The organism is Burkholderia thailandensis E264, assembly GCF_000012365.1.
Lineage (GTDB): Bacteria > Pseudomonadota > Gammaproteobacteria > Burkholderiales > Burkholderiaceae > Burkholderia > Burkholderia thailandensis.
On sequence record NC_007650.1, the window covers coordinates 1,772,641 to 1,798,465 of the forward strand.

General features: G+C 64.5%; 24 protein-coding genes and 5 pseudogenes. 15 read left to right on the forward strand and 14 right to left on the reverse strand.

The window, feature by feature from the left end; genetic code table 11:
* The first annotated feature begins 166 nt into the window (after positions 1-166).
* Positions 167-1,255 (forward strand): porin, encoded by a 1,089-nt coding sequence (locus BTH_RS07695; RefSeq protein ID WP_009897338.1) that lies wholly within the window; start codon positions 167-169, stop codon positions 1,253-1,255.
* Between the two features lie 304 nt (positions 1,256-1,559).
* Here BTH_RS07695 and BTH_RS07700 read toward each other — a convergent pair whose 3' ends face one another.
* Both BTH_RS07700 and BTH_RS07705 read right to left on the reverse strand, forming a co-directional pair.
* Entirely contained in the window at positions 1,560-2,510 is a 951-nt protein-coding gene (locus tag BTH_RS07700; RefSeq protein ID WP_009897340.1) for an IclR family transcriptional regulator, read from the reverse strand.
* Positions 2,511-2,588: 78 nt separating this feature from the next.
* The gene (locus BTH_RS07705) at positions 2,589-3,215 is read right to left on the reverse strand and encodes an alpha-ketoglutarate-dependent dioxygenase AlkB family protein (protein ID WP_009897342.1); all 627 of its coding nucleotides are present in this window, start codon (positions 3,213-3,215) and stop codon (positions 2,589-2,591) included.
* Between the two features lie 130 nt (positions 3,216-3,345).
* Here BTH_RS07705 and BTH_RS07710 point away from each other — a divergent pair, with 130 nt between their 5' ends.
* The 3 genes from BTH_RS07710 (at position 3,346) to BTH_RS07720 (ending at position 6,401) form a co-directional block, all read left to right on the forward strand.
* Positions 3,346-3,930, forward strand: coding sequence for a malonic semialdehyde reductase (locus BTH_RS07710; protein ID WP_009897344.1), 585 nt, complete (start codon positions 3,346-3,348; stop codon positions 3,928-3,930).
* A gap of 59 nt (positions 3,931-3,989) precedes the next feature.
* Positions 3,990-5,201, forward strand: a complete 1,212-nt coding sequence (locus tag BTH_RS07715) for a metallophosphoesterase (protein ID WP_009897346.1) — start codon at positions 3,990-3,992, stop codon at positions 5,199-5,201.
* 483 nt (positions 5,202-5,684) lie between these two features.
* On the forward strand, positions 5,685-6,401 hold the full coding sequence (locus tag BTH_RS07720; protein WP_009897347.1) for an MgtC/SapB family protein: 717 nt from the start codon (positions 5,685-5,687) through the stop codon (positions 6,399-6,401).
* A 28-nt stretch (positions 6,402-6,429) separates the two neighbouring features.
* On the opposite strand, the gene bpsR is transcribed toward BTH_RS07720, so the two are convergent.
* Complete coding sequence (bpsR, locus tag BTH_RS07725; RefSeq protein WP_009897349.1) at positions 6,430-7,149, reverse strand: autoinducer-binding transcriptional regulator BpsR; 720 nt, start codon at positions 7,147-7,149, stop codon at positions 6,430-6,432.
* Between the two features lie 77 nt (positions 7,150-7,226).
* Between bpsR and BTH_RS35855 the strand changes: the two are divergent.
* From BTH_RS35855 to BTH_RS07740, 4 genes and pseudogenes are all read left to right on the forward strand, one after another.
* Positions 7,227-7,334 (forward strand): annotated as a pseudogene (locus BTH_RS35855) (PAN domain-containing protein); the annotation flags it as partial.
* Complete coding sequence (locus BTH_RS07730) at positions 7,286-7,666, forward strand: DUF4902 domain-containing protein (RefSeq protein ID WP_395948321.1); 381 nt, start codon at positions 7,286-7,288, stop codon at positions 7,664-7,666. The pseudogene BTH_RS35855 and the gene BTH_RS07730, both read left to right, overlap by 49 nt.
* A 217-nt stretch (positions 7,667-7,883) precedes the next feature.
* Positions 7,884-8,495, forward strand: coding sequence for an N-acylhomoserine lactone synthase BspI1 (gene bspI1, locus BTH_RS07735; RefSeq protein ID WP_009900398.1), 612 nt, complete (start codon positions 7,884-7,886; stop codon positions 8,493-8,495).
* Between the two features lie 88 nt (positions 8,496-8,583).
* Complete coding sequence (locus tag BTH_RS07740) at positions 8,584-9,396, forward strand: hypothetical protein (RefSeq protein WP_009897354.1); 813 nt, start codon at positions 8,584-8,586, stop codon at positions 9,394-9,396.
* Here the strand turns inward: BTH_RS07740 and ribA are convergent.
* Positions 9,359-10,012, reverse strand: coding sequence for a GTP cyclohydrolase II (gene ribA / locus BTH_RS07745; protein ID WP_009897356.1), 654 nt, complete (start codon positions 10,010-10,012; stop codon positions 9,359-9,361). The two genes, BTH_RS07740 and ribA, sit on opposite strands and share 38 nt — an antisense overlap.
* 176 nt (positions 10,013-10,188) lie before the next feature.
* Between ribA and BTH_RS07750 the strand changes: the two genes are divergently transcribed.
* Positions 10,189-10,650 carry a CBS domain-containing protein gene (locus tag BTH_RS07750; protein WP_009897358.1) on the forward strand — a complete coding sequence of 154 codons (462 nt, stop codon included), beginning with the start codon at positions 10,189-10,191 and terminating at the stop codon, positions 10,648-10,650.
* Between the two features lie 211 nt (positions 10,651-10,861).
* Here the strand turns inward: BTH_RS07750 and BTH_RS07755 are convergent, their stop codons facing one another.
* Positions 10,862-11,203, reverse strand: a complete 342-nt coding sequence (locus BTH_RS07755; RefSeq protein ID WP_009897360.1) for a DUF4148 domain-containing protein — start codon at positions 11,201-11,203, stop codon at positions 10,862-10,864.
* 541 nt (positions 11,204-11,744) lie between these two features.
* On the opposite strand from BTH_RS07755, the gene BTH_RS07760 reads away from it, so the two are divergent.
* A complete protein-coding gene (locus tag BTH_RS07760) occupies positions 11,745-12,143 on the forward strand; it encodes a GreA/GreB family elongation factor (protein WP_009897362.1) in 399 nt (132 codons plus the stop codon).
* Positions 12,144-12,262: 119 nt separating this feature from the next.
* Positions 12,263-13,020, forward strand: a protein-coding gene (locus BTH_RS33335) for an IS5 family transposase (protein WP_099005207.1) whose coding sequence is annotated in 2 segments (ribosomal slippage) — positions 12,263-12,578 and positions 12,578-13,020 — 759 coding nt in all. Because the reading frame shifts where the segments join, the coding sequence is not laid out codon by codon here.
* Between the two features lie 173 nt (positions 13,021-13,193).
* Here the strand turns inward: BTH_RS33335 and omp38 are convergent.
* Positions 13,194-14,318, reverse strand: a complete 1,125-nt coding sequence (gene omp38, locus BTH_RS07770; protein WP_004540806.1) for a porin Omp38 — start codon at positions 14,316-14,318, stop codon at positions 13,194-13,196.
* Positions 14,319-14,902: 584 nt separating this feature from the next.
* Here omp38 and BTH_RS30210 point away from each other — a divergent pair.
* The 3 genes from BTH_RS30210 (at position 14,903) to BTH_RS07780 (ending at position 17,032) form a co-directional block, all read left to right on the forward strand.
* Positions 14,903-15,310, forward strand: coding sequence for a twin-arginine translocation signal domain-containing protein (locus BTH_RS30210; protein WP_009907751.1), 408 nt, complete (start codon positions 14,903-14,905; stop codon positions 15,308-15,310).
* Between the two features lie 305 nt (positions 15,311-15,615).
* A complete protein-coding gene (locus BTH_RS07775; protein WP_009897368.1) occupies positions 15,616-15,921 on the forward strand; it encodes an ArsR/SmtB family transcription factor in 306 nt (101 codons plus the stop codon).
* Positions 15,922-15,970: 49 nt separating this feature from the next.
* A complete protein-coding gene (locus BTH_RS07780) occupies positions 15,971-17,032 on the forward strand; it encodes an alkene reductase (protein ID WP_009897370.1) in 1,062 nt (353 codons plus the stop codon).
* 120 nt (positions 17,033-17,152) lie between these two features.
* Here BTH_RS07780 and BTH_RS07785 read toward each other — a convergent pair whose 3' ends face one another.
* Complete coding sequence (locus BTH_RS07785; protein ID WP_025988606.1) at positions 17,153-17,707, reverse strand: GNAT family N-acetyltransferase; 555 nt, start codon at positions 17,705-17,707, stop codon at positions 17,153-17,155.
* A gap of 95 nt (positions 17,708-17,802) precedes the next feature.
* Between BTH_RS07785 and BTH_RS07790 the strand changes: the two are divergent.
* Positions 17,803-18,173, forward strand: a pseudogene (locus BTH_RS07790) (LysE family translocator); the annotation flags it as partial.
* Positions 18,174-18,781: 608 nt separating this feature from the next.
* Here BTH_RS07790 and BTH_RS07795 read toward each other — a convergent pair.
* The 7 genes and pseudogenes from BTH_RS07795 to BTH_RS35865 form a co-directional block, all read right to left on the reverse strand.
* Positions 18,782-19,480, reverse strand: a complete 699-nt coding sequence (locus tag BTH_RS07795; RefSeq protein WP_009897373.1) for a hypothetical protein — start codon at positions 19,478-19,480, stop codon at positions 18,782-18,784.
* 52 nt (positions 19,481-19,532) lie between these two features.
* Complete coding sequence (locus BTH_RS07800; protein WP_009897374.1) at positions 19,533-20,801, reverse strand: IS256 family transposase; 1,269 nt, start codon at positions 20,799-20,801, stop codon at positions 19,533-19,535.
* A gap of 59 nt (positions 20,802-20,860) precedes the next feature.
* Positions 20,861-21,751, reverse strand: a pseudogene (locus BTH_RS07805) (T6SS phospholipase effector Tle1-like catalytic domain-containing protein); the annotation flags it as partial.
* Positions 21,752-21,776: 25 nt separating this feature from the next.
* Complete coding sequence (locus tag BTH_RS07810) at positions 21,777-22,262, reverse strand: DUF3304 domain-containing protein (RefSeq protein ID WP_025404211.1); 486 nt, start codon at positions 22,260-22,262, stop codon at positions 21,777-21,779.
* 33 nt (positions 22,263-22,295) lie between these two features.
* Positions 22,296-23,171 (reverse strand): annotated as a pseudogene (locus BTH_RS07815) (DUF4123 domain-containing protein); the annotation flags it as partial.
* Positions 23,171-24,127, reverse strand: coding sequence for a DUF2345 domain-containing protein (locus tag BTH_RS35860; protein WP_366557527.1), 957 nt, complete (start codon positions 24,125-24,127; stop codon positions 23,171-23,173). The gene BTH_RS35860 and the pseudogene BTH_RS07815, both read right to left, overlap by 1 nt.
* An 18-nt stretch (positions 24,128-24,145) precedes the next feature.
* Positions 24,146-25,793, reverse strand: a pseudogene (locus BTH_RS35865) (type VI secretion system Vgr family protein); the annotation flags it as partial.
* Positions 25,794-25,825 lie beyond the last annotated feature (32 nt).

The window sequence follows — 25,825 nt, forward strand, 5'->3', positions numbered from 1 at the left end:
TTTTGTTCCCGCTGATTTCCGCCCCTATACTCCATTCCACCAAAGGCACATAGTTCCATATATGGAACGCAAGAAGGCCAAAAATTCAGCCGTGGGAACGCGCGTGGCCGACCGTTTCGCGCGCGGCCACCGCCCGCGTCATTTGGAGCAAAGGTCAGGAGATCAGATGGTCAAGCAAGCGGTAGCAGCACTACTCGGCGCGGGCGCCGTCGCCGGCGCATGGGCGCAGAGCAGCGTCACGCTGTACGGCAGCCTCGACGCCGGCGTCGCATACGTGAACAACGTCGGCGGTGGCGCGAAGTGGTCGATGATTCAGGGCAATACGCAGCCCGACCGGTGGGGATTGAAGGGCACCGAGGATCTGGGCGGCGGCCTGAAGACGATCTTCCAGCTCGAGAACGGCTTTTATACGAACAACGGCCAGATGGCCGCGGCGGGCACGATGTGGAACCGCCAGGCATTCGTCGGCCTGAACTCCGACAAGCTCGGCACGCTGACGCTCGGCCATCAGACGCCGTTCAACTTCGACTGGCTCGACCCGCTGTCGACCGCGTTCCTCGCGCAGAGCTGGTACGCGTTCCACCCGGGCAACCTCGACCAGCTCGCGGACACGAGCACCGTGCCGTTCAACAACTCAGTCAAGTACCGAACGCCGACCTTCGCGGGCTTCACCGCAGGCGCGATGCTCGGCTTCGGCAACACGACGAACTTCTCGACCGGCCGGACGATGAGCTTCGGCGTCAATTACGCGAACGGCCCGTTCAAGGCGGCCGCCGTCTACTCGAACGAGCACGACCAGGCGTTCTCGATGGCGACCGTCGGCGGCATCGCCGGGCCGGGCGGCACGTTCCAGGGCATGCCCGTCGCGAGCTATGTCGCGAAGAAGGCGCAGAACATGGGCGCGGGCCTGTCGTACCGCTTCGGCCCGCTGCTCGTGCACGGCCTCTACACGCGTGTGAAGCTGCAGGCGAACGACCACTCGGATACGTTCCAGAGCTACGACGCCGGCGCGAACTACCAGAGCTCGCCGTTCAACGTGATCGCGGGCGGCGCGGCGAGCTCGACGCTCGCCGGCCGCCGCTGGACGCAGTTCGAGCTCGGCGACACGTATTCGCTGTCCAAGCGCACACAGGTCTATGCGAACGTGTTGTACGAGCATGCGAGCGGCAATGCGAAGGCGGCGTTCTTCACGGCGGGCGCGTCGAGCACGGCGAACCAGGTGATCTTTCTGACGGGGATTCACCACTCGTTCTGAGCGCGGCGTCGCGCGGCGCGCGTGCGGCGCCTCGCGCCATGTAGCGCGTGGCGTGACGTGGCGTGACGTGGCGTGGCGTGGCGTGGCGTGACGTGGCGTGGCGTGACGGGCGGCGCGGCGCCTCCCGCCCAAGGCCGCGACAACGCGCGCGAATGCGAAAAAGCCTCCGCTACCGCGAAGGCTTTTTCTTTTATGCGTGAGCGAATGAAATGGACTGACCCGCCGGCCGACCAACCGATGCGCGACACACCGCTAATGAGCGCATCGCACGCCGCCCGCGCCTATCGAAACGATCAGGACGCCGTCAAAACAGCGCGACCTTGTGCCGCGCATGCGCGACGGTCGGATCGCTGTCGAGCGGCCGATAGTTCAGCCGCTGCGACAGATCGACGGCCGCGCCGCACACGAGCTCGACGAGCCGTTCCTTTTCGTCGGCGGAGCCGATCTCCGAGCGCGGCACCGTCGCGGTGATCGCCGCGACGATCGAGCCCGAATGGTCGCGCACCGGCGCCGTCACCGCCGAAATCCCGCTCTCGAACGCCCCTTCGCTGAGCGCGTAGCCGAGACGCGCGTAATGGCGCACGCGCTCGTACAGTTCGTCGACGGTCGCGGGCGTGTGCTCGGTGAACGCCTCGAGGCGCTTCTCCGGATAGAGCTGGCGCATCGCGTCGCGCGTGAGGTCGCCCATCAGCACGTGGCCGTGCACGGTCGCGTGCGCGGGCAGCCGCGTGCCCACATGCACCTTCACCGAGCCGAACATCGGCGCGTTGCTCTGCGCCTTCGCGACGAACACGACGTCGCGACGATCGCGGATCAGCAGATGCGTCGACAGTCCGGCCACATCGCGCAGGCGCTCGAGCACCGGCGTGCCGAGATCGGTCAATTCGAGCGAATTCAGATATTCGAAGCCGAGACGCAGCACGCCGACGCCGAGCCGGAAATGGCGGTCGCCGTTCGCGCGCTCGATGAAGCCGAGCGCTTCGAGCGTCTGCAACAGGCGGAACGTCGTCGTGCGCGGGATGCCGATGCGCTTGGACAGCTCGGGGGCGCTCAGCACCGGCTCGCGCGCCGAAAACTCGGACAGGATGCGCAGCCCGCGCTCGAGCCCGGGGACGAGATACGACGACGCGCCGCCCGCGGCTTCGTCGTCGGCCGCATCAGGCGCGGCGAGCGCACCGGCCGGCGCGTGGCTCGGCGTGCCCGATGCGGCGTCGGCGGCGTGCTTGCCTGCGGCTGTCGTAGTGGTTTTGGCCATGTCGGCTGCAATGGACGGAAAGAAACCGAATCATAACGCGAAGGCCGCGCGGCTTCGACGCGCGAACGCGGCCCGCCTTCATCCGCGCGGCCGCGCCCCCGCGCGGCGCTCGGCGGCGGGCCGCGCGCTCACCCAGCGAAACGTGAGGTTGATCCGCTCGCCCTGCACCGCAGGCTCCTTCGGCACACGGTGTCGCCACTCGCATTGCGTGCGCCCGCGCATCACGAGCAGGCTGCCCTTCGTCAGACGATACGCGTGTGCGACGCCCGTCTCGTTGTGCCGCAGATCGAACACGCGTGTCGCGCCGAGGCTCAGCGACGCGATCACCGGCTCGGGACCGAGCTCCGGCTCGTCGTCCGCGTGCCAGCCCATGCTGTCGAAGCCGTTGCGATAGCGGTTCAGCAACACGCTGTTGAAGCGCGCGCGGCTCGTCGCCTCGGCCATCCGCTTCAGCTCGAGCACGGCGGGCGTCCATGGCGCCGGCTCGTTGCGGATGCCCGAATACACGTAAACCGCATCCGGCTCGCCCTGCCACGCGGTCAGGCGCGGTAGCGGCAGCAAGCCGCGCGGCGTGCGCATCGTGTCCTGCCGCCAAGCAACCTCGTCGACGAGGCGCGCATGGAACCGGTCGGCATCGGCGGGCGCGAGCCAGTCCGGATGCCAGTCGACATCGGGTTTCGGCAGATCGTCGAACAAATCGAACATCGTCGGTCAAAATCTCCGCATCCGGCTATCATCGCGAAATGGCGCGAACCGCAACCCGCGATCCGCGCCCCCTGTTCAAATTCTAGCCGCGCGAACGCCGCACCGTTTGCGCGCTCATCCGGACCCCGACATGACTCTTTCCGATTCCGCTCTCGATCAGATTTTTCGCACCGCGCGCACGCACAACGCATGGCAGCCGAAGCCCGTCGACGACGCGCTGCTCCACCAACTGATCGATCTCGTCAAGTGCGGCCCGACGTCGGCGAACTCGAGCCCCGCGCGCTTCGTATTCGTGAAGTCGCCGCAGGCGAAGGCCAAGCTCAAGCCCGCGCTGTCCGAAGGCAATCTCGCGAAGACGATGGCCGCGCCCGTCACCGTGATCGTCGGGATGGACATGGCGTTCCACGACCATCTGCCGAAGCTCTTCCCGCATGCGGACGCGCGCAGCTGGTTCGCCGGCAACGACGCGCTGATCGAGGCGACCGCGTTCCGCAATTCGTCGCTGCAAGGTGCGTACCTGATCATCGCCGCGCGCGCGCTCGGCCTCGATGCCGGCCCGATGTCCGGCTTCGACCAGGCGGCCGTCGACGCCGCGTTCTTCGCCGGCACGTCGATCAAGTCGAACTTCCTCGTGAATCTCGGCTACGGCGACGCCGCCGGCCTGTTCCCGCGCAGCCCCCGCTTCTCGTTCGACGAAATCGCGCGCATCGAATAAGCGCGCAACGGCGGCGCGTTCGCGCGCCGCCGCTCTCTCGGCTCCCCCCGTTTCCGCCCATGCGACGCGTTTCATCGTTTCTGCTGCGCCTGACGATCATCGGCGTGCTGCTGCACGTGTATGTCGGCTTGCGCCTGCTGCCCGACCTCGCGCCCCCCGCCGCCCGCTACGCGGGCGCGCTGTGGCTCGTCGCGTCGTGCTTCCTGATTCCGCTCGGCATGCTGTCGCGCGTGTTCGAGCGGCAGCCGCTCGGCGATCGCGTCGCGTGGGCCGGGCTCCTCGCGATGGGCTTCTTCTCGTCGCTGCTCGTGCTGACGCTCGCACGCGACGTGCTGCTCGCCGCGCTCGCGGCCATCAACGCGCTCGCGCCCGGCGCGGTGCCGTTCTCGCACTGGCGCGCGCAGACATCGGCCGGCGTGCCGCTCGCCGCGCTCGCGGTGAGCGTCGTCGGTTTCGTCAATGCGCGACGCCGCGCACGCGTCGTCGACGTCGCCGTGCCGATCGACGACCTGCCCGCCGCGCTCGACGGCTTCACGATCGTGCAGATCAGCGACATCCACGTCGGCCCGACGATCAAGCGCGGCTACGTCGAGGCGATCGTCGACGCGGTCAACCGGCTGAAGCCGGATCTCGTCGCGGTGACGGGCGACGTCGTCGACGGCACGGTCGCGCAGCTCGCGGGCCACGCGGCGCCGCTCGGCCGGCTGCGCGCACGCCACGGCGCGTTCGTCGTGACGGGCAACCACGAGTACTACTCGGGCGCCGACGAATGGATCGCCGAGTTCCGCAGGATCGGCCTCGCGGTGCTGCTCAACGAGCACCGGACGATCGACCACGGCGACGGCCAGCTCGTGATCGCGGGCGTCACCGACTACTCGGCGGGCCACTTCGACCCCGCGCATCAAAGCGACCCGAGCGCGGCGCTCGCGGGCGCGCCCGTCGACGTGCGCATCCGCGTGCTGCTCGCGCACCAGCCGCGCAGCGCGAGCGCCGCGGCCGACGCGGGTTTCACGCTGCAACTGTCCGGGCACACGCACGGCGGCCAGTTTTTCCCGTGGAACTTCTTCGTGCGACTGCAGCAGCCGTTCACCGCGGGGCTCGCGCGGCTCAACGGCCTATGGGTCTATACGAGCCGCGGCACCGGTTACTGGGGACCGCCGAAGCGGCTGGGCGCGCCGTCGGAGATCACGCGCGTGCGGCTCGTGCGCGACGACGGGAACCGAGCGGGCGCGGGCGCGGGCGCGTCCGCCACGCTGAACGCTGAACGCTGAACGCGCAGCCGTCGAAGAAGCGCGCGATGCAGCCGCGCTCGTCTTCGCAAGCGCTGTAGATGCGTCCCGGGAAACGCTGACGATCGTCACACCCGCACTATCGGCCCGCTCGCCTTCACGCGCCCCCAAGACCCGGCGCGAACGAACCGCCGCCGCACATGCGCCCAAACCTCGGCACCCGCGCCTTCACCGCCGCCGCGGGTTGACTCGCGTAACCGGTCCCGCCTAGAATGCCCGCCATCCATTCTTTCAGGAACCGTCGTGGACAGTAGCAGCACAACGTCCGCACGCCGCTTCGCCTGAACGCCTGCCGGCCGATTGCCGCCACACGCGTTCGTCGGAACGCGTGCGATTTCCCGTTTCACACAATCGCATCGATTCGCGCGCTAAAGTGTCGCGCGAATCTGTAATGCACGCGCGCCCGCACGGCTCGCCCGCTCCGCCGCGTTCGCCGCGGGGCGCATTCGGCATGGCAGGACACCAATGACTTTCGAATTCGCACTTCGCCTCTTCACCGCGTTCGCCTGCGGGGTCGCGATCGGCCTCGAACGGCAGATCCGTCAGCGCACGGCCGGCTTGCGCACGATCACGCTCGTCGCGAGCGGCGCGTGTCTGTTCGTCACGCTTGGCGTCCTGACGGGCAACGGAATCCCCGGCGTCACGCAGATCGCCGCGTACGTCGTCTCCGGCGTCGGCTTTCTCGGCGGCGGCGTCATCATGCGCGACAAAGGCTCAATCCAGGGCATCAACACCGCCGCGACCCTCTGGTGCTCGGCCGCGGTCGGCGTGCTGTCGGGCGCCGGCCACTACCTGCCCGCGCTCGCGGGCACGGGCGTCGTGCTGCTCACGAACACGCTGCTGCGCGGCGTGAGCCAGGCGATCAACTCGACGCCCGTGTCGAACGCCGATCTCGTGCGCGAATATCAGATCACGGTGATCTGCCTCGCATCGGACGAAGTGCACATCCGGACGCTGCTGTCGAACTCGATGTATGCGAAGCCGCTGTCGTTCCAGAGCCTGACGAGCGAGGACGTGCCGCGCGAAGCCGATGCGCCCGAGCGCATCAAGGTCACGGCGACGCTGAAGCTGCACCCGAAGGATCAGCCGAAACTCGAGCAGATCGCGAGCCGGATGAGCATGGAGAAAAGCATCTCGAGCGTGAGCTGGACTGCGAAGGAAGCCGAGCCGCTGATGGAGTGACGCGCCGCGAGCCGCGCGGCGCCGTCGCTCACGGCGTATCGATGAGCCCCATCGCGATCGCCTTCACGACGGCCTGCACCTTGTTCGTCGCGCCGAGCTTGTCGAGGATGTTGTTGACGTGGAAGTTCACCGTGCGCTCGGAAATGCTGAGGATCTGGCCGATCTCGCACGCGGTCTTGCCCTCGCCCGTCCAGCACAGCACTTCCCGCTCGCGGTGCGTGAGCGCCACGCCCGATTCGGGCGCGAGCTTCGGCACGAGGAAGCGGCTCATCAACGAGTGCGACATGTTCGCGAGCCAGTTCGCCTGAAGCGTCAGATGGTTGATCTCGGCGGACGTCAGGCGGTCCGTGTGCCGCGCGATCGTCAGGAGGCCGAACACACCGCGCGATGCCCAGCTCGACTGCGCGACGCCGACTGCGAGCCCGTGATCGCGCGCGTCGCTCCACAGCGTCGTCGCATCGTTCGCGCTCGCCTCCGGCCAGACGATCATGTTCGAGCTGAGCGCGCCGTCGCGCACGGTCGGATCGACCTCCAGGTAGTTCATTTCCTGATAGCGCTCCATCCAGCCGTTCGGATAGGTGTCGAAGATCGCGACGACCGGCTTCGAGATCGGCAGCGGCACACGTATGCCATAGCAGCAATATTCGAAGCCGAGCCGCTTCGTATACGCTGCGATCTGTTGGAAGAGCTGCTGCTCGTTCTCCGCGGCGCTAAATTGAAGATAGGCGTCTTGCCAGCGCAGTTCCATTCGTTCTCCAGCAGCTTCACGCTGTCATACTTGCTAGGTTTCAGCACGCGCGCGGACTGATACATTCCGCGGCATGAATTCACCACTGCTCCACCGCTTTCGCGGCCCATCCACCGACGGCTACGTGCGCCTCCCGGTGCACGCGTTCGCCGAACTGCAGCTCGTTCACGTATCGTCCGGAATCGATTCCGGACTGCTCGGCGAGCTGCGCGCGAGCGACATCGACGCCCGCGTCGCCGGCTACACCGAATGGGAGCGGCCGTCGAGCACCGGCGCGGCGCACCTGACGGTGGGCTGGGACTGGTACATCGACGGCGCCACGGGCGCGTTCGTCATTGCATGGGGCGACGTGCGCAGCAACCTGATGGGCATCGACGGCAACGGGCTCGACATCGGCATGGACCCGACGTCGGCCGCGCTGTCGCGCCGGCTCGCCCAGTTGAACTGGCCGTCGGCCGTCGCTACCGCGATGCTTCGTCGCGGCGATTTTTCGCATGCGGGCCCCACCCTGCAGTGATGCGCGTCAGCGCAATCGGTGCACATTGTCCAATTTTCCTCGAACGTTGCGGATTGACAAGCAAATTATCGAATCTTTGCAGTCCGACGCCGACGAAATCCATTCCCGCTCCCCCTGGCCGCCTCGCTTTCCGACCCTGTAAGGGTTAACAGTTACCTGTCCTCGGAGCGCGCGATGTAATGCGCCCATTCCAAAGCACACGCACGAGGACGACACCATGCGAACTTTCGTTCATGGCGACGGGCGCCTGCCGAGCGACTTGGCGGCTGATCTGGGCCTTTATCGGCACCGCATTTTCGTCGAGCAGCTCGGCTGGAAACTGCCGTCGGCAAGCGAAGGCTTCGAACGGGATCAATACGATCGCGACGATACCGTCTACGTGTTCGCCCGCGACGACGGCGGTGAAATCTGCGGCTGCGCCCGGTTGTTGCCGACGACTCGCCCGTATCTATTGAAAGAACTGTTCCCGGCGCTGGTCGCACACGACATGCCGTTGCCGCAATCCGCAGCCGTCTGGGAACTGTCGCGCTTCGCCGCGAACGCCGAGGATCCGGCCGGAACCGGCAATCCGGCGTGGGCGGTACGGCCGATGCTCGCCGCCGTGGTCGAGTGCGCCGCGCGGCTCGGCGCGAGGCAACTGATTGGCGTGACGTTTCTGAGCATGGAGCGCCTGTTCCGCCGGATCGGCGTGCACGCGCACCGGGCCGGGCCCGCGCAGCAGATCGACGGACGCATGGTCGTCGCATGCTGGATCGACCTCGATGCCCAAACGCTCGCCGCGCTCGATCTCGATCCGCTGCTGTGCGCACCGCCCGCCGAAGCCGCCTGAGCGCGTCCGATCGACGGTCCTCGGAACCGTGCCGTTCGTCATTCAAGGAGACCTCTACACCGTGGACCACTCATCGGTATTTCGCGCGATGCTCCCTACGTTCGATGCCGGCGAAACCCGCATCGCCGTCGCGTTCCCATCATTCGCCAATCGCCTGCCGCTCGTGCGGCTCGGCCGGCAGGGGCTCGTATTTCGCGCGCGCGGCGCGATGCCGCCCGTCTGCGGGCTGCCGCGCTCCGCAACCCTGTATCTCGACGACAAGCCGCTCTGCACGCTGCGGCTCGTGATTCGCGAAGTCGAGCGCTGCGACGACGGCGCGCACGATCTGACAATGCAGCCGTCCGCGGCGAACGGCGACGCGCTGCTCTGGCACGCGCTGCGCACGCGATGCCGGCACGCGCACGCGCCGCTCGCGCAGCGCGCGCCGGGCGAGCGCGCGACAACGGCGACGCAGGCCGCGCCCCGCCGGCACGACTCCGCGAAGCGCGCCGAATCGGGCGCGCCGCATGCGGTCGGAACCGGCACCTGCGTGCGCATGACGCGCAGCGCGGCGTTCCGCCTCGCGGATCGCGGCGACGCGCTCTTTTTCGCCGATTGGCTCGAATACCACTTCGACGAGTTGCGCGCGCTCGCGCAAGGCCTGTCGCCGCGGCTGCATCTGAACGAGCTCGAGCGGAACCTGATGGGTGACGAAGTCGACGTTCGCTTCGTCTACGACATCGACGGCCACGCGGACCGCCGGATGCTCACCGATTGCGCGCGCCAGGCATGCGACTGGATTGCGGCGGAAGTGCGCCGCCGCTTCGATCTGCCGATCGCCGAGCAGCGCTTCGGCGCGCGCAAGCCGCGCCGCGCGACGCGCGCTATTCGTTTTCGTCGAAGTAATAGTGGCCGAACTTGAGCTGCTTCGTGCGGATATAGCGCTCGTTTTCCTCGCGCACCGGCACGGCGAGCGCGACGCGCTCGCAGACCGGGATGCCGTGCCGCGCAAGCGTGTCGAACTTCTTCGGATTGTTGCTCATCAGGCGCACGGACGTGACTTTCAGGATACGCAGGATCGCGGCGGCGGAATCGTATTCGCGCGCGTCGTCGGGCAGCCCGAGATCGAGGTTCGCCTCGACGGTGTCGCGCCCCTGCTCCTGCAGCGCATACGCGCGGATCTTGTTGCTCAGGCCGATCCCCCGCCCTTCATGCCCGCGCAGATACAGCAATACGCCGCGCCCCTCGGCCGCAATGTAGCGCAGCGCGAGATCGAGTTGCTCGCCGCAATCGCATCGATACGAGCCGAACACGTCACCCGTCAGACATTCGGAATGAAGCCGCGTCAGCACCGACGGCTGCTCGGCGACGTCCCCCATCACGAGCGCCAGGTGCTCAGCATCGCCGCCCGCGACGCGAAACGCATACGACGTGAAGGTGCCGTAGCGGGTAGGAAGCGTCGCGGTGGCGACGAGCGTCACACACTCGGACGCAGCGCCGTCGTCCGGTTGCGGCGATTCTGGATGCGAAGACTTCATGGAATGCATCAAACGAAAGAATTAAGGAATGTTCTGGATGGCGAGTGCACGGAGTTTACCGCTAATCTGCGAACTGGACGCGCCCGCCCGCAGACGCCGATCTATACTGGATTTTCCACCCGACGCAGCGGCCGCGCGCCGCTTTCCGTGAATCGCCCAGCCAAGGGAGACAGCGTATGAGCCTCACCGTCGCACAGATTCTCAAGTCGAAGCCCGATTCGGGGCGCACGATTCACATGGTCGAAAAGTCCGATTCCGTCTACAACGCGATCAAGCTGATGGCCGAAAAGAGCATCGGCGCACTGCTCGTGATGGACGGCGCGAACATTGCCGGCATCGTGACGGAACGCGATTACGCGCGCAAGGTGGTGCTCCTCGACCGTTCGTCGAAAGCGACGCGCGTCGAGGAAATCATGACGTCGAAGGTGCGTTACGTCGAACCAACGCAAACGAGCGACGAGTGCATGGCGCTGATGACGGAGCACCGGATGCGTCACTTGCCCGTCCTCGACGACGGTAAGCTCATCGGTCTCGTATCGATCGGCGACCTCGTGAAGAGCGTGATCGCCGATCAACAGTTCACGATCGATCAGTTGGAACATTACATCCACGGAATACCGGCCGCCGCCCACTCGTAGCAGGCGTGCGCCGCGACACGCGCATCAAAAAATGCCCAAACGCAGCGCGTCTGGGCAAAGCCGCCGGAATGCGGCGACGGAGGTTCGGCTCCCGCTCCACGAGCCCAGCGCATCGCGTGCGGGCTTGCGGTTTATAGAATCGACCTCTTCACGTTGGCTGGCGGACACCCGGCAACGCCGGGCGCCCATTCCGACTGACGGCCCGATTCGGTCAGTTGCCGAAGTAGACCGAATGGCCGAACGCCGGCGAAGTCGGCGACTTACTCGCGCGGCCGCCGGATTCCGACGCGCCGGCCGGCTGGACACCGTAGCCGCTCGTATCCGCGTGCGTGAGCGTCTGTTGCGCAGGCTGTATCCGTTGCGACGCCGCCTGTACGTTTGCCGGATACTGGGTCTCGCCCGATTCGGGCTTGTAGCCGTTCTGTTCAAGCCGCATAAGCTCGGACTTCACCTGTTCGCGGGTCAGCGGCGGCTGCTGGTCGGCCTGCGCGAACGACGCGAGCGGTGCGGCGAGGATTGAAGCGGCAACGGCTGCGTAGACGAACGATTTCATGATTGACCTCCGGAATGTTGTATTTGCGTCGCTCCAGGCATCCTGGCCGGAAGCGATTGATTCCAGTCTAGTCACCGGAACAGCAAGGGGAAACCCCTACTTTAGACATACAGCGTTGCGCCAATGATAAAAATGGCGGACTGTATTTCGACCGAAAGCCGGTTAATTTCGACCGAAAGCCGGTTAAAAGCGCCATAGCAGCAACAATGGAAAATCGATTCGCAGAACCGTCTGCCGGCTGTCTAAATGGTCGTTTTGTTGTATATTTGTAAAGTTTGCCCCGTCTTTTGCCTTTCGTTTCATCGCCTCGTTATGCGCACGCCGACCTTCCACGCCTTTCTTGCGCACCGCATGTGCGGTTCGCGTGCGGCCGTGGTCGCGGCGGCGACGCGCCCCCTCCTTCGAAGCCCGCTTGCAGCGCCGCTCGCCGCGGCCCGGCGCTTGATCTGACAGCAGCCTCCATCCTGGAGCCGAGTCAGTCAGGCTCCGGGCGATCCCGCAGGTTGGCCACGCCACCCAAGCCGATCATTTGGAGACTGTCATGAAGAACAGGATTTACCAACTTACCGAACTCGACGTCGCGCGCCTTGAAAAGCATGCGGAACGCAATCCGCACTATCAGGAAATGCTCGATACGCTGCTCGAGCGCGCCGATATCGTCGAACCCGACAAGATTCAGGCAAACGTCGTCACGATGAACTCGCAGATCAAGCTGCTCGACGAGACTGCCGGCCAGGACATGACCTGGACCATCGTCTACCCGGACGCGGCCAATTTCGAGCACGGCTGGTTAAACGTGTTTTCGCCGGTCGGCATGGCGCTTCTCGGAGCGCGCCGCGGCGAACGGGTGAAAGTCACGCTGCCGGGCGGCACGGACGCGACGCTGAAGATCGTCGAGATTGTCTATCAGCCGGAAGCGAGCGGAGATTACACGCACTGAATCCGAACGACGGATCGGCTGATGCGGCACGGCTGCCCACCGAATGACCATCGGCGCGCGGCCTAAACGGCCGACTAGGGCGTGTTCACACTACATTAGTTTGAGGTTATGCTTCGGAGATGGAAATCTCCGAAGCCCAATTCAAGCAGATCGAACATTGCCTGCCGCGACAGCGTGGCAATGTGAGCCTGTCGAACCTGCAAGTGCTCAACGCGATCCTTTATGTGGCCGAGCACGGATGTAAATGGCGCGGCCTGCCACCACGTTTCGGCCGCTGGCACACGATCTACACGCGCATGAACCGTTGGTCTCGCAACGGTGTACTGGACCGAGTGTTCACGGAGTTGCAGCGCGCGCAGATCATTCGCGTTCGGATTGAAGCGGTATCGCTGGATAGCACGATCGTGAAGGTTCATCCTGACGGCACCGGTGCGTTAAAAAAAATGGACCTCAAGCCATCGGCAAGTCTCGCGGAGGATGGACAACCAAGATTCATATGGTTGCCGCGGATGCTCGAACAGCCATAACGTTCGCACTGTCGCCCGGTCAAGCCGGCGATGCGCCGCAGGGACGTGCACTGCTCGAACGCCTGGGGCCGCCGAATCGGCCGCTGCACCTGCTGATGGACAAGGCGTACGAAGGTAACGAAACCCGACAACTCGCGCTCGATCTCGGCTTCATCCCGGTCGTCCCTCCGTTGAGTACGCGCGTCGAGCCTTGGGAATACGACCGGGAAATGTACAAGCGTCGTAACGAAGTCGAGCGGCTGTTCCGTCGATTGAAGGGTTTTCGTCGCATCTTCTCGCGCTTCGACAAACTCGACTTGATGTTCATTGCCTTTATCAACTTCGCCCTGATTATCGAAGCCCTTCGATAGTGTGAACACGCCCTAGCCGATATCGGCCCTCGCCGCTGGCCGCCCCAAAGAAGCGAGGATGCGAACGCAGGCCTCGCTTTTTTGTTTTCGCGAAACGCGCGTCGTTGGCGCGAGCGCATAAAAAAAGGCGCCCGAAGGCGCCTTTTCGAGACTGGACAAGCCAGCCGTCACGCTTAGAAGCGGTGACGCAGACCAACCGTCGCTGCGGTTTGGTTGATCGACGTGCTGAACGGCGTGCTGAGGTCGCCGTTGTAGATCGACGCATTCGCGTTCTTCGACGAACGCTGGTACACAGCTTGCGCGTACACGTCGGTGCGCTTCGACAGCGCGTAGTCGGCTTGGACGCCAACTTGGTTCCAGTGCGCGCTTTCGCCGTTCGCCTTCGCGTTCGTGTACGTGTAAGCAACGCCCAGACCCAGTGCCGGCGTCAGGTTGTACTTCACGTTCGCTTCGTAGTTGTCGGCACGGATGGTCGGCGCGCCGTTTGCCAGGTTGTCGAGACGCGATTGCGTCCAGAGCAGGCCGCCTTGCAGCGGGCCGTAAGCGTAGCTTGCGCCAGCGCCGTACACGCGCGAACGGCCTTGGATGCTTGCTGCGTTCGTGCCGCCGATGTTGAAGCCGGTCAGCGGATCCGTTGCGCCCGTGGTGTTCGCGCCTGCGTTGTTAGCTTGCGAGTACGCGGCACCGACCTTCAGGCCTTGGAACTGGTACGAAGCGCCCGCGCTGTACGCACGGTTGTTCGCGAATTGCGAGTTGTTCGAGAACGAGTACGTGCCGCCGAATTGCAGGCCGGCGTAGTTCGCGCTCGTGAACTTGACCGTGTTGTTCACCGCGACGTCGCCGTTCGTGTTCAGGCGGTCGTTGTTGAGCGGGTGCGCGAAGTACGTGCCACCCCAGGTGCCCGTTGCCGACAGCGGCGACAGGTAGTCTTGGGTCGCGTCGTACTGACGGCCCAGCGTGACGGTGCCGTAGTTGCTCGACAGGCCGACGAACGCTTGACGGTTGAACATGCCGCCACCGTTGTTGAAGCGGCCGTTACCGATGTTGAAGCCGCTTTCCAACGTGAAGATCGCCTTCAGGCCGCCGCCCAGGTCTTCCGAACCGCGCAAACCGAAACGGCTTTGGTCGACGCCGGCGCCGACCGACCACAGCGACTTACCCGAGCCCGACGGCGTCGCGACGTTGCTTTGGTACGTGATGCCCGCGTCGAGCACGCCGTACAGCGTGACGCTGCTTTGCGCGTGTGCGACGGTAGCGAACGATGCAGCAACTGCTGCAACAATCAGAGTCTTGTTCATGCGTGGAGCTCCCTTTTAAAAAAGGTAGGCCTTGCGACCTCGTTTCGATAAACGGTCTGCAACCGCCCGGAAGCGCCATATCGGCTTGCGATACTACCTGCATGGCCGCGCCCGGATGGTTGCCCGTTCTGGGAACCGTGAGTTTAGGGGTGTACCCTAGGGCCGCCATTCACGAATAAAGAAATAAGCTTTTCCAGAACTAGAAATAATAGAAATGCAGCCCTCTTATAAGTATTTGTTTTGACAGACGTTTTTGACCTCTTGACACACCCTTTTTGGCGGAGTCGCCACGAGCATTCTTCTGTGTCAGCGTATTGACGGTTGCGTATAAACAACAAGCAGCTTCGCGTAAGCGCGACGAAATCGGTATTTTTTACCTATTCACTCAAGGTCAGCGTCATACCAGCGAAAGGCTATCGGCGGACAGCCTTTATAGATTTCTACCATCTCCGCAGTCCGCCCGGCTTCCGGGCACAGTAACAGCCGTTACAGGATTCGTAACGATCGCCGGCACGCAACGCGTTAGCGTCGAGCCTGACGAGTCTTGTCGGCTCGCCCTTCCCGCGCGCCCCTTTGGAGCAATCATGAATCGACGCCATTTTCTTCGCTCACTGTCGCTTGCCGGCGCCTCGCTTGCCGGCGGCCTGGGCTTCGGTCACGACGCGGCCGCTCAGCAGCCGCCCGGCCCACCCCAATCACCGCCCGGCTATCGATCGCCCGACTACCGCCCGCCGATGCAGCCTCGGCCCGCCCGACCACCGTATCCCGGCCGCCCTGACCGCCCGCCTCCGCCGCTTCGGCGCGAGCGCCGCCCCGCACCGCCGCGTCCGCGCGGCTACGTCTGGACGGACGGCTACTGGGGCTGGCGCGGCGGCCGTTACGTCTGGATCTCCGGACGCTGGGTCGCGCAACGCCACGGCCACCGCTGGGTGCCCGGCTATTGGCAGCAGCGGGGAGGCATGTGGATCTACGTCGACGGGCGCTGGAATTGAGCGTGTTGCACAGCCGGCTCTGCTGCCCGAAGCGCGTCGGGACCTGAAGCGGCCGCGTGCCGTCGCCGGCAAACAGAGGGGGGTTGCCTTCGGCGCGACGGATTGTCGAGCAAGTGCGCCCCCGCACGTTTGCTGGCGGAGAGGAAGCCGGGGCGAGGCGGCCCGTCGCCCTCCCTTCGCGGAAGACGCTATCGCATCGATTGCCCGATTCAATCACCCCTAGTCAACAGAGTGTTGCTGCTTATATCGTCATTGATCGATTTAAGCTTCGGACATCAACGATTCGCGGTTGCACCGTGTCGCCCATGACCTTCGACGCCGACGCCATTCACAAAGCGCTTGCCAGCCCCGTCCGCCGCGCGATCCTCGCGTGGCTCAAGGAACCCGACAAGCACTTCCCCGCATCGCACGCGGGGCCGTTTCCGCAAGGCGTCTGCGCGGGCCAGATCGACGCGCTGTGCGGGTTGTCGCAATCGACCGTGTCCGCGCATCTCGCGACGCTCGAGCGCGCCGGGCTCGTCACGTCGACCCGCGTCGGCCAATGGGCATTCTTCAAGCGTAACGACGCGGTGATCCAAGCGTTTCTCGATTCATTGCAGCGCGGCCTTTGATTTCGCCCACTCGCCGCAAGGGCTTAGCCACTCTCGAAGAGGTCCACTCATGCCTTCTCTGTTCGATCCGCTGACCATCGGCGACCTGTCGCTTCCGAACCGCATCATCATGGCCCCGCTGACCCGCGCCCGCGCCGGCGCCACACGCACGCCCAACGCGCTGATGGCGAGGTACTACGCAGAGCGCGCGTCCGCCGGGCTCATCATCAGCGAGGCGACGTCGGTCACGCCGCAAGGCGTCGGCTATGCGGGCACGCCGGGCATCTGGTCGCAGGAGCAGGTCGACGGCTGGCGGCTCGTGACGGACGCCGTCCATGCAGTCGGCGGCCGCATCTTCCTGCAACTCTGGCACGTCGGCCGCGTATCGGACCCGGTGTTCCTCGACGGCGCGCTGCCGGTCGCGCCGAGCGCGATCGCACCCGGCGGCCACGTGAGCCTCGTACGTCCGCAACGGCCCTACGTGACGCCGCGCGCGCTCGATCTCGACGAGATTCCGGGCGTCGTCGCCGCGTTTCGCCGCGGCGCAGAAAACGCGCGCGCAGCCGGCTTCGACGGCGTCGAGGTGCACGGCGCAAACGGCTATCTGCTCGATCAGTTCCTGCAGGACAGTTCGAACCGCCGCGACGACGCGTACGGCGGCTCGATCGAGAATCGCGCGCGGCTCTTGCTCGAGGTGGTCGACGAGGCGATCGACGTGTGGGGCGCGGCGCGCGTCGGCGTGCATCTCGCGCCGCGCGGCGATGCGCACACGATGGGCGATTCGGCCCCCGCCGCGACGTTCGGCTACGTCGCACGCGAACTCGGCCGCCGCCGCATCGCGTTCCTGTTCGCGCGCGAATCGTTCGGCGATGATTCCATCGGCCCACAGTTGAAGGCAGCGTTCGGCGGACCGTTCATCGCGAACGAGAATTTCACGCTCGACAGCGCGCAGGCGGCGCTCGAGGCGGGACGGGCTGACGCGATCGCGTGGGGCAAGCTCTTTATCGCGAATCCGGACCTGCCGCGCCGCTTCGAGCTGAACGCGCCGCTCAACGAACCGAATTCCGCGACTTTCTACGCCGAAGGCGAAGCGGGATATACGGACTATCCGGCGCTGGAAAGCGCAGCGTGAAGGTTCGCGGGGCCGGGACGCTGCGGTTGAGGGCGACCTTGGTCCACGTCGCGCCTGCTTCGGCGTTCGGGCTCGCGCGCGTCCTGCCGTCCGCCCGGCAAGCAACGTCGGACCGTACCGCTATTCGCCGACCCCACGCATCATGAACACGCGCTGCGATTCGTCGAGCCCGTGCGCGACGTGTACCGCGCGTATCGCCGCCAGAGCGGGATCGAGCGTACCGTCGTCGAGATCGACGAAGCCGAGGCGGCGATAGTATGGCGCGTTCCACGGCACGTGCCGGAACGTCGACAGCACGACCTGCCGCGCACCCGCTGCGCGAGCGCGTGCCGCGACAGCCTCGATCAGCGCGGAGCCGATCCGCCGCCCTGCATGCCCGGGCGCGACGTCGACCTCCTCGATATACAGACGCGACGCATCGAGTATCCGGTATATCGCAAAGCCGACGATGCGCTCGCCGTCGGCATCGACCGCCACGAGCGCGCGATCGTCGTCGATGCGCTCGTGCAGATCGGCGAGATCGGTCGGCGGGCTCGATGCGATGTGCGGCATGCCGATGCCGTCGAAGCGGTGCGCGGCGGCGGCTTCGACGGCAGCCATGAGTGGCGCTTCGTCGGCGCGCGCGGCGCGGATGCGGATTGGGGATGGTCGCGTGGCGGAGTCTTGTGCGGTCACTGTCGAATGGCAATCTGCCGATCGGATGCGAGTGGCCGCTACTATACTCAATTCTTCACATCGATCGCCTCGCGCACCGCACGGGGAGATTCGGCATGTCGCGGTCCGGCCTCGCCATTTTTGCCGTCGCCCTGCCGATCGCGGCCGAATCGCCCGGCCCGAGCATCGCCGCGCCGGTCGCGCGCGTACCGACGAACGGATTCCGCGACGTACTGCCGTTCCTCGCGGCGATGTGGCTCGGCGAAGTAGTCTGGCTTACGTGTGCGGCAGCCGGGCTCGCGGTGATTGCGCACACGTTCGCGGTCGACTTTCTCGCGCTGAAGTTCGCCCGTATCGCCGATCTGCTGTTTCTCGCGTGGAAGATGTGGTCATGCCTGCCGATGCGCCATCCTGCGAGCTCCCGAGCGAGCAGTCGCCGATGCGCATGTTTCTCGCCGGCCTCGCGGTAACGCTCTGCAACCCGCGCGATACTGAAGTACAAATTGGACCGGCTGATCTGCCGCGCCAGGAATGCCTGTAGATTGAAAGGTCTACAGGCACCTCCGGTTCTCCGGCCCGAAACCAACCACTGGCTCCAGCGCCGATCGACAGCTTGAATACGCGGATCGTCGGGCCGCCGGACACGAAGCGCCATTCGACGCATCCCTTTCATTGCGGGGTGAAGGCCCTCTCTCTGCATTTCACCAAAATCACGTCAGGCAAGGCGCTCTTGGAACGCTCGTTCGCGCCGTCGAGGACATGCGCCTACCTCCGGGTTCCAAGCTGACCTTTTCGACGCTTGAGCGAGCATGGATCGAATCGCCGGCTTTCCTCGTTGGCCCAGATCCTTCCATCGCCATCCGAGAGATCGGTCATGCGAATGGCGGCTTCGAGCGACGTCGAGCGGCAACCATTGACCGAAAAGGCGATCGTCGCGTGAACGCTTCGGAGCCACCGGATGAAGGCGAGGTTTGAGCCATATCCACCGCTGGACCGCGTCGCCCCCACATCATTCCGTGCTCCATTTCGATCTCGTTCCACAGAGCGCGCGAAAGATTCGATGTTGGTGCCCATAAAGGCGGAGATGCGCCGCGTTCACGCGACGGCCATATCACGTACTCCAATGGAATAGTTCTCTGCCAGATACCGCGTCTGGTCGCAGTAAATCCCGCGCTGCTCGTAGAGCGCGCACGGCCACGACGTAAAAGCCGCCACCGAATCATGCACGTACTCGGCCAACAGTTGATCGACCACCGCGGTCGGCGCGCCTGGCGCATCCCATGCCGACAGGATCATTTGCTCGTAGGGCGTCAAAGAGCGCGGCATCGGCGGATAGCTCTGGGGGCCGACGCGGCGTTCAACCGGATGACGCAGGAATTCGATGTGCCGTATGAGTCGCTTCTGCTCGCGTAAAAGCTGCTTTGCTTGCTCTTCCAGGTCTTTCGGCACGTCGTAGACCCACTCGTCCGACTGGCAGGCTGGATGATCCAAGTCCGTTCCCGCTGGCACCGCCTTACAAAAGGAATCGCTGAATTTCGCGTACCTGTTCCCCAGCACGCGAGCATCCGCATTGTTATGAGCCAAGACGCCACGCCACCAAAAATTAAGGTGACGATGCGGCTGGATCAGCGCTTCGAGCGTGTCGCCGGATGCGGACGGCAGGGCAGCCAGGTAGTCGTTGTACAGTTCGCCGACTCTCGCATTGCTCGCGAGTTCAAAATCATCTTGGAGACGCGGGTCCATCTGATCAAGAGGCGTCAAAGGAACCCCGGCGCGCAACGCGTCGGCAAACATATGGCGCAGTGGACGTGTCAGGAATTTCGTGTGCTGAGGCCGGTTAAAGGTCTCAGTTGATGGCGGAGGTGAATCGCTCGCCGAACAGAATGGCGAACTGATTAACTGCTTGCCGCCAAGTGATAGGCGGCATCTTCCAATCCTTTTCGATGTTGCGCAAGGCCAGATACAGCAGTTTGCTGGCGGCTTCGTCGCTCGGGAAGTGGCCGCGGTTCTTGACGATCTTGCGCAACTGCATGTGCATGCTCTCGATAGCGTTTGTCGTATATACGATTCGACGCACCTCCGGCGGATAGGCAAAGAAGGGAATCACCTGTTCCCATTGGCGCTGCCACATGGCCGCGACGGTAGGGAATTTGCGGCCCCACTCGCTCTGCGCAAAGGCGTCGAGCGCCGCTGCCGCCGCCTCGGCCGTGGCGGCCTGGTAGATCGGCTTGATCGCGGCAGCCAGCGGCTTGCGATCCTTCCAGCTCGCCAGATTCAGCGAATTGCGGATCAGATGCACGATGCAGGTCTGGATTTGGGCGGCCGGATAGACCGCCTCGATCGCTTCGGGGAAGCCGCGCAACCCATCGACCACCGCGATCAGGATGTCGTGCAAGCCGCGGTTCTTCAGCTCGTTGAAGACCTTCAGCCAGAACTTGGCGCCTTCGGTTTGCTCGATCCACAAACCCAGTACTTCCTTGCGGCCGTCGGCGCGGATGCCCAGCGCCAGATAGACCGCCTTGTTCTTGACCGTGCCTTCGTCGCGGATCTTCAGCCGCAGCGCGTCGAAGTACACAATCGGATACATGGCCTCGAGCGGGCGCTGCTGCCACTGTTCGACGTCGGCCAGCACCTCGTCGGTGACCGTCGAAATCAGGTCGGGCGACACCTGCAACCCGTACAGTTCCAGCAGATGGCCCTGAATCTCGCGAACGCTCATGCCGCGCGCATACATGCTGATCACGTGGTCGTCGAAGCCTGGCAGCCGGCGTTGGTACTTGCCAACCAACTGCGGCTCAAACGTCGCCTGTCGATCGCGCAGAATATCCAGCTTCAGTTCGCCGTTGGGCGTCAGGACCGTCTTGGGGCTGGTGCCGTTGCGGTGGTTACCGGCCCTGCCTTGCTCGGTCTCGGCTGCCAGATGGTGGCTCAACTCGGCCGCGAGCATGCGCTCGGCCAGTTGCTTCTTGAGCTGGCCGGCCAGCCCCGATTCGCCCAGGATCGACTCGGCATCCTTGCCCTGAACCTGGGCAAGCAACTGATCGATCAGCTCATCGGGAAACAGCTTTGGTGCCTTCGGATTCTTGCTCTTCTTGCTCACTGTTGCATCGGTCATAGGACGTTAGTTCCGTTATCGTCTCATGACCTCAGCACACTAAAAATCTGACAGGCTCGGCGCAGTGGAATCAACGACAGATCTTGGTGCCGCCCCTGCTCATCTGGCCCATATCCGCCTCCGACATCGGAATGCACGCCGGGGTACACGACCTCCTCGCAATTATCGGGATAAGTCTTGTCGACGCGCACCGAATCGAGCGGAAACGCCTGCCGCACCTCGTGCGCGGCAACATAATGCACACAACGCTCGATCTCTGCCGGAACCGCCAACTCCGACGCCCAGTCAAGATGCAAGGCCGGACCACCCACCGAAGCGACCGTATCGAACAGCCCCATGAAGTTGATCCGCAACGGCACGCGCATGCCGTTCGGGGCGGTCCAATACAGCTTACCCCCGTCCTTCACGCATTTTTGTTCGACAAACCGGCGGGCAAATGCTCGCGCTTGCGTTGCGCCCCGAGAAAATCCGAAAATCGCCACGGTGATTTCGCGCATGTGCTTCCATGAGCCCGGTCCCCAGTCCACATCAAGGATTCGTGAAAATTCAGCCACGGCAAACTTGATGCGCAGATCTCCCCCGACACCCAGCCCAAGCCCAAGCGTCCCCCCTTCGTCATCTTTCAACTGGTCGGTGTAGCCGACGACCTTGGGAAATTGAAATGGCGTGCCAACGCCTGGCAAATATCGCCGATAGCATCCGGATTGCCTCGAGTCTATTGCGGCAAGAAACAGCTTTGCCACATTCGAGTGTTTACGGAGCGGCAAATCCCGATCCATGTTGTTGTTCGTACCATCGAAGAAGAACGAGAGACTTGGATAGAGTCGGCATGCAATCCTATCCCCCTTGTCAGGCGGACATTCTCGAAGGGCGCGTTTAAGGCCCCCATCGATCGCCACTTGTTTAAGCTCCTCGTTGCTAATTGGCTTTCCGCTTTGTCGGACCGTCATGGCTGATCTCGTGTCTCCGATGGAATCATTTGTCCCAGCATTTACTCGAACCGGGCGCGAACGCCAGTTCGACGGTTTCGAGATTTCGAAAGATCACACACAGGTATGCATCGGTCTTGTATGGATCTGGGTCTTGGCGTGGACCGCCCGGCGGGAAATGCACTTGGACACTGTGCTTTTCATCCAGCAACGTGACTGCTTTAGTTTTCGGGTCCCGCTCATACCCCCACTCCCATGTCACCGTCACGGGCTTGGTCCAGTCCTTTATTCGGGAAAGACAACATGCGGCGCTCCCTCCACCACCTTGACGACCCACATTTCCCGCCCAACTTTTGTCGACGTAGATGTTCACGGCATACCGATCCGTGTGATTGACCGGCGTAATCGACAGCGCCTGTCCTTCACCCGCTAAAGGATCGTCGGTCAGAACGTTGGAACCTGCACAGGCGGTCAGCGCGACGACAGCAAAGCCCGCCGCGAAAGCCATACGCCGGAATGTGGAAAAGGTCATCTTGTGCTTCCTTGCGGGTAAATGCCCTGATGATGCTTGCAACCGATCGTTCGCAGCCGCCAGCAACGGCTTCAACAACGCAGCACCTTGAGACGTTGCGTCAAACGCTTCTCCATGCCGTGCAGCCAGTGCGCAGTATTCCATCCATGCTCCCGTTCCCTCGATGCCATGTTGTCGAGCGCGATCGATCTGGCGACAAATAAACTCATATCGTTCACGCTCCGGCATGTCGGCAAGTAAACTCGGTGCACGTTCTGCAAAATGTTGCAGCAAGCCGTCCGGCACGCTCGCCTCGGTCAATGCATCCACCTGCCCCTGATCGAGCTTGAGCGGCGGCTTGAGCATCGCAGCGGAGGCCGGCATCCGATCCTGACGCCAGTCGATCTGACGCAGCGCGCCTTTGCGGTCCCAATACGCCCACCTCAGGATCGGCGCGAGAAACGCCTGACGCTGTTCACCGGACAGCACCGGCCCTTTCACGAACAGCGTCTCGTCTTCCGCCGAACCAACGAGCGTCGCGAGAATCGCCGGATCCCAATACGCGAGCACGATCGGCTCGCCATCCGGCAAGCACACGCGCAGAAACGACTTCAGATGCTCCGCGAGCGCCGCAAGCGGCAACGGCGATGCCAGAATCGTCGCGCACGGCGATGCCGGTCCATGTCGCTCCAGCCACCCACGCGCCGACTCAAAGTGACTCGGCGGAATGTAGATCAGGTGTGGCGATACCGCCTGCACGTCCGCCCCACCGTCCAGCATGCATGCAACATGGTCGCGACGAACCGACAACGCCCCCGGCAAGCTGCCGTTGTGCAACGGCGCCGCGAGTACGTATACATGCGCGCCCAACGCTTCGGCTTCGGCGAACCTGGCTTGGATGCCGATGTCTTGGCTATTCCGCTCGGTCATCACGCCCCCATCGCCACGAACGCGCCGCGCCCGGCCGCCTGCTTCATCATGCACGGCACGCACACCGCATCCGGCTGCGTCGGCATCGGATACGGCATGCTGGCCGGGCCCGAGAAGTTGTGCAGGCTCCCCTTGATGTCGATCTTGCCCGGCGCATGGATCTGAATGTCGCCGCCCTTCAGCCGGATATACGCCTGCCCCGACGTGATCAGTATCTCCTTGTCCGCCGCGATCTCGATGCGCTCCGTCGCCGACACGAGCCGCACCGTCTTCTGGCCGATCAGGTCGAGCGTCTCGCGATGCGACTCGATCTGAACCGCGTCCTTCGAGAACAGCTTGATCCCGCTCTGCGCGAACACGCTGACCTTCTCGCCCGCGCTCGCCACGAACGACTTCCCCGTCGCGACGAACGCGCTTTGACCCGCCACGACGTTCACGTGCCGATCCGCCGACGCGTGCAGCGACTGAAACGTCGTCAGCCCCATGCCGCCCGCGCTGCCGAGCAGCATCGCCGGCACCTTGAAGCCGTTCGCGCTGCCCGTCCCGCCGCCCGACGTGCGCCCCCCGCTCGCGCCCGGCTCGACCGGCTGCCGCGTCGCGTCGGTCAGTTCCGTCAGCGCGTCGTGCCCCGCCTTCAGACTCTCCGCCCGATGCTGCTCGCTCAGCGACGACTGCCGCGCGAGCACGTCCGCCGCGGCCTTCAGTTGATCGCGCGCCGCGTCCACGTCCAGTTGCTCGGCGTCGTGGCGAGTCGCGTGCGTGCCGATGTACAGGCCGCGATTGGCGCGAACCGCGCCGTATTGGTCCGCATGCAGCGTGAAGCCCGAGCCGAGATAGCGGCCGCGCGTGTTGCCCTGCTGTACGATCCCGTAGCCGAGCGTCAGATGGCTGTAGTCGCCCCGCGTCTTGCTCAGCACACGGGCGCGCACCTGCCCGGTCGCGTCGTCGAGCTGCATCTCGCTGTAACCGCCGCCGCCACCGTATTCGCGCGACTGGAAGCCCGACAGCAGCCCGTCCGAATGCCACATCGGCGGCGTCGCCCCGCCCGGCGCGCGCGATACGATGTACGGGCGGTCGCAGTCGCCGCCGACGAAATCCACATAGACGGTCTCGCCGCGTCGCGGCACGTGCACGCCGCCGTACTGCGGCCCGGTATCCGATTGCGCGACCAGCAGCGGCGGCGACGTCTCGAACGCGTCGGGCGGACTCTGCCGATCCCAATGGAAGCGCGCGCGCACGCGATTCAGCGGGTCCGTCCAGACATCCTCGCCGTTCGGCGTGACGATCGTCGCCATCTCGACCGACATCGCCGGCTTGCGATGCTCGAACGGGCTACGGTATTCGATATCGGTGCGCTGCGCCTCCACCTCGATGACGTACAGGCCCGTCGCGCCGTCCTGCGGATGCGGCGCGACCGCGAACGCCGAACCGAAGCCCGAACGCGCCCGCTCGATGTCCGCTTGCAGGCTGTACGGGAAATGCCGGCTCGAACGGGCGATCGACACGTTGTTCTCGATCGTCCAGCGGGCCGCCATGGCGACGAATTCCCGCGCCTTCGGATCGGATTCCGCATGCGCCGGATGATCGTTCAGCACGAAGCGGCCGCCCGCGTCGATCCAGCGCGAGCCGCCCACTCCCGCGTATCGCCTCGAGCGCGACTCGTATTCCTCCGCTCGAATGCGTGCCCACGCCGCGCCCCGGTCCGAGTCCGGATACCGGTACGCGCCCGCGCTGTAGTCTTCGAGCGGCGGATACGGAATCGCCTTCTGTTCCTGCGTGCGCCAGTTCGTCTGCTCGACGTAGCGCGTCGTTTGCACGGACTGCCGAACCTCGAACGGCGTCGACGGCCGCTTGTAGTCGCCGGAACGCGAGGCAACGTGCACGCTGTTCAACTGGCGCAGCGTTGCCCATTGCGTGAATCCGCCGATCTCGTCGCCGGCATTGCCTCGATAGAAGTCGATCGGCTTGGCTGCCGGCAGCGCCTCGACGCGATCGACGATCCTGAGCGTCGTCTTCTGCTCGCGTTCGTCGTGAATCCAATAGCCGTAGAGCCCTTCGTCTTCCATGATCCGGTTGACGAAGTGCCAGTCGGTTTCGCTCTGCCGGCAATACGAACGCTTCGCGAGCGCCCCGCTCAATTCGAACCGGAATGCGCCCTGAAGCGGCGGATAGCGATTGAACACCTCGGACAGGATTTCCTGCGCATCGCGGTCGAGCCAGAAATGCTCGTCGCGGCGATGCCGGAGAAAATGCAGCGCGGACGAAAAGCCGATTTGCCACGACGTCAGGCCGCCGTCGGCGCACGGTATGCACGTAGCCGTGGATCGGCCGGTAGTCGGCATTCAGGTCGAGCACGCCGCGCGGCGGCTGCATCCACAGCGTCACCGGCTGGGCGATCAGCGCGTCGGGATTCAGGTCGTCGCGCGTGGTCGCGGCGTCGATCGTCCATGTGTAATCGCGGCCGAGCTGGGCGCAGCCGAGCGCACGTAACGGAATCAGCGTGTTCGCGCCGAGCGGCGTGTCGAGCTTCAGCAGCCGCTCGCGCTGCAACAGCCCACGATGCATCGCCTCGAAGATCGGCGCAAACGCCGTCCCCTGCGGCTCGCGTGGCCCCAATGTCATTGTTCCAATCCTTTTTTTCTCTCAGGTTCGCC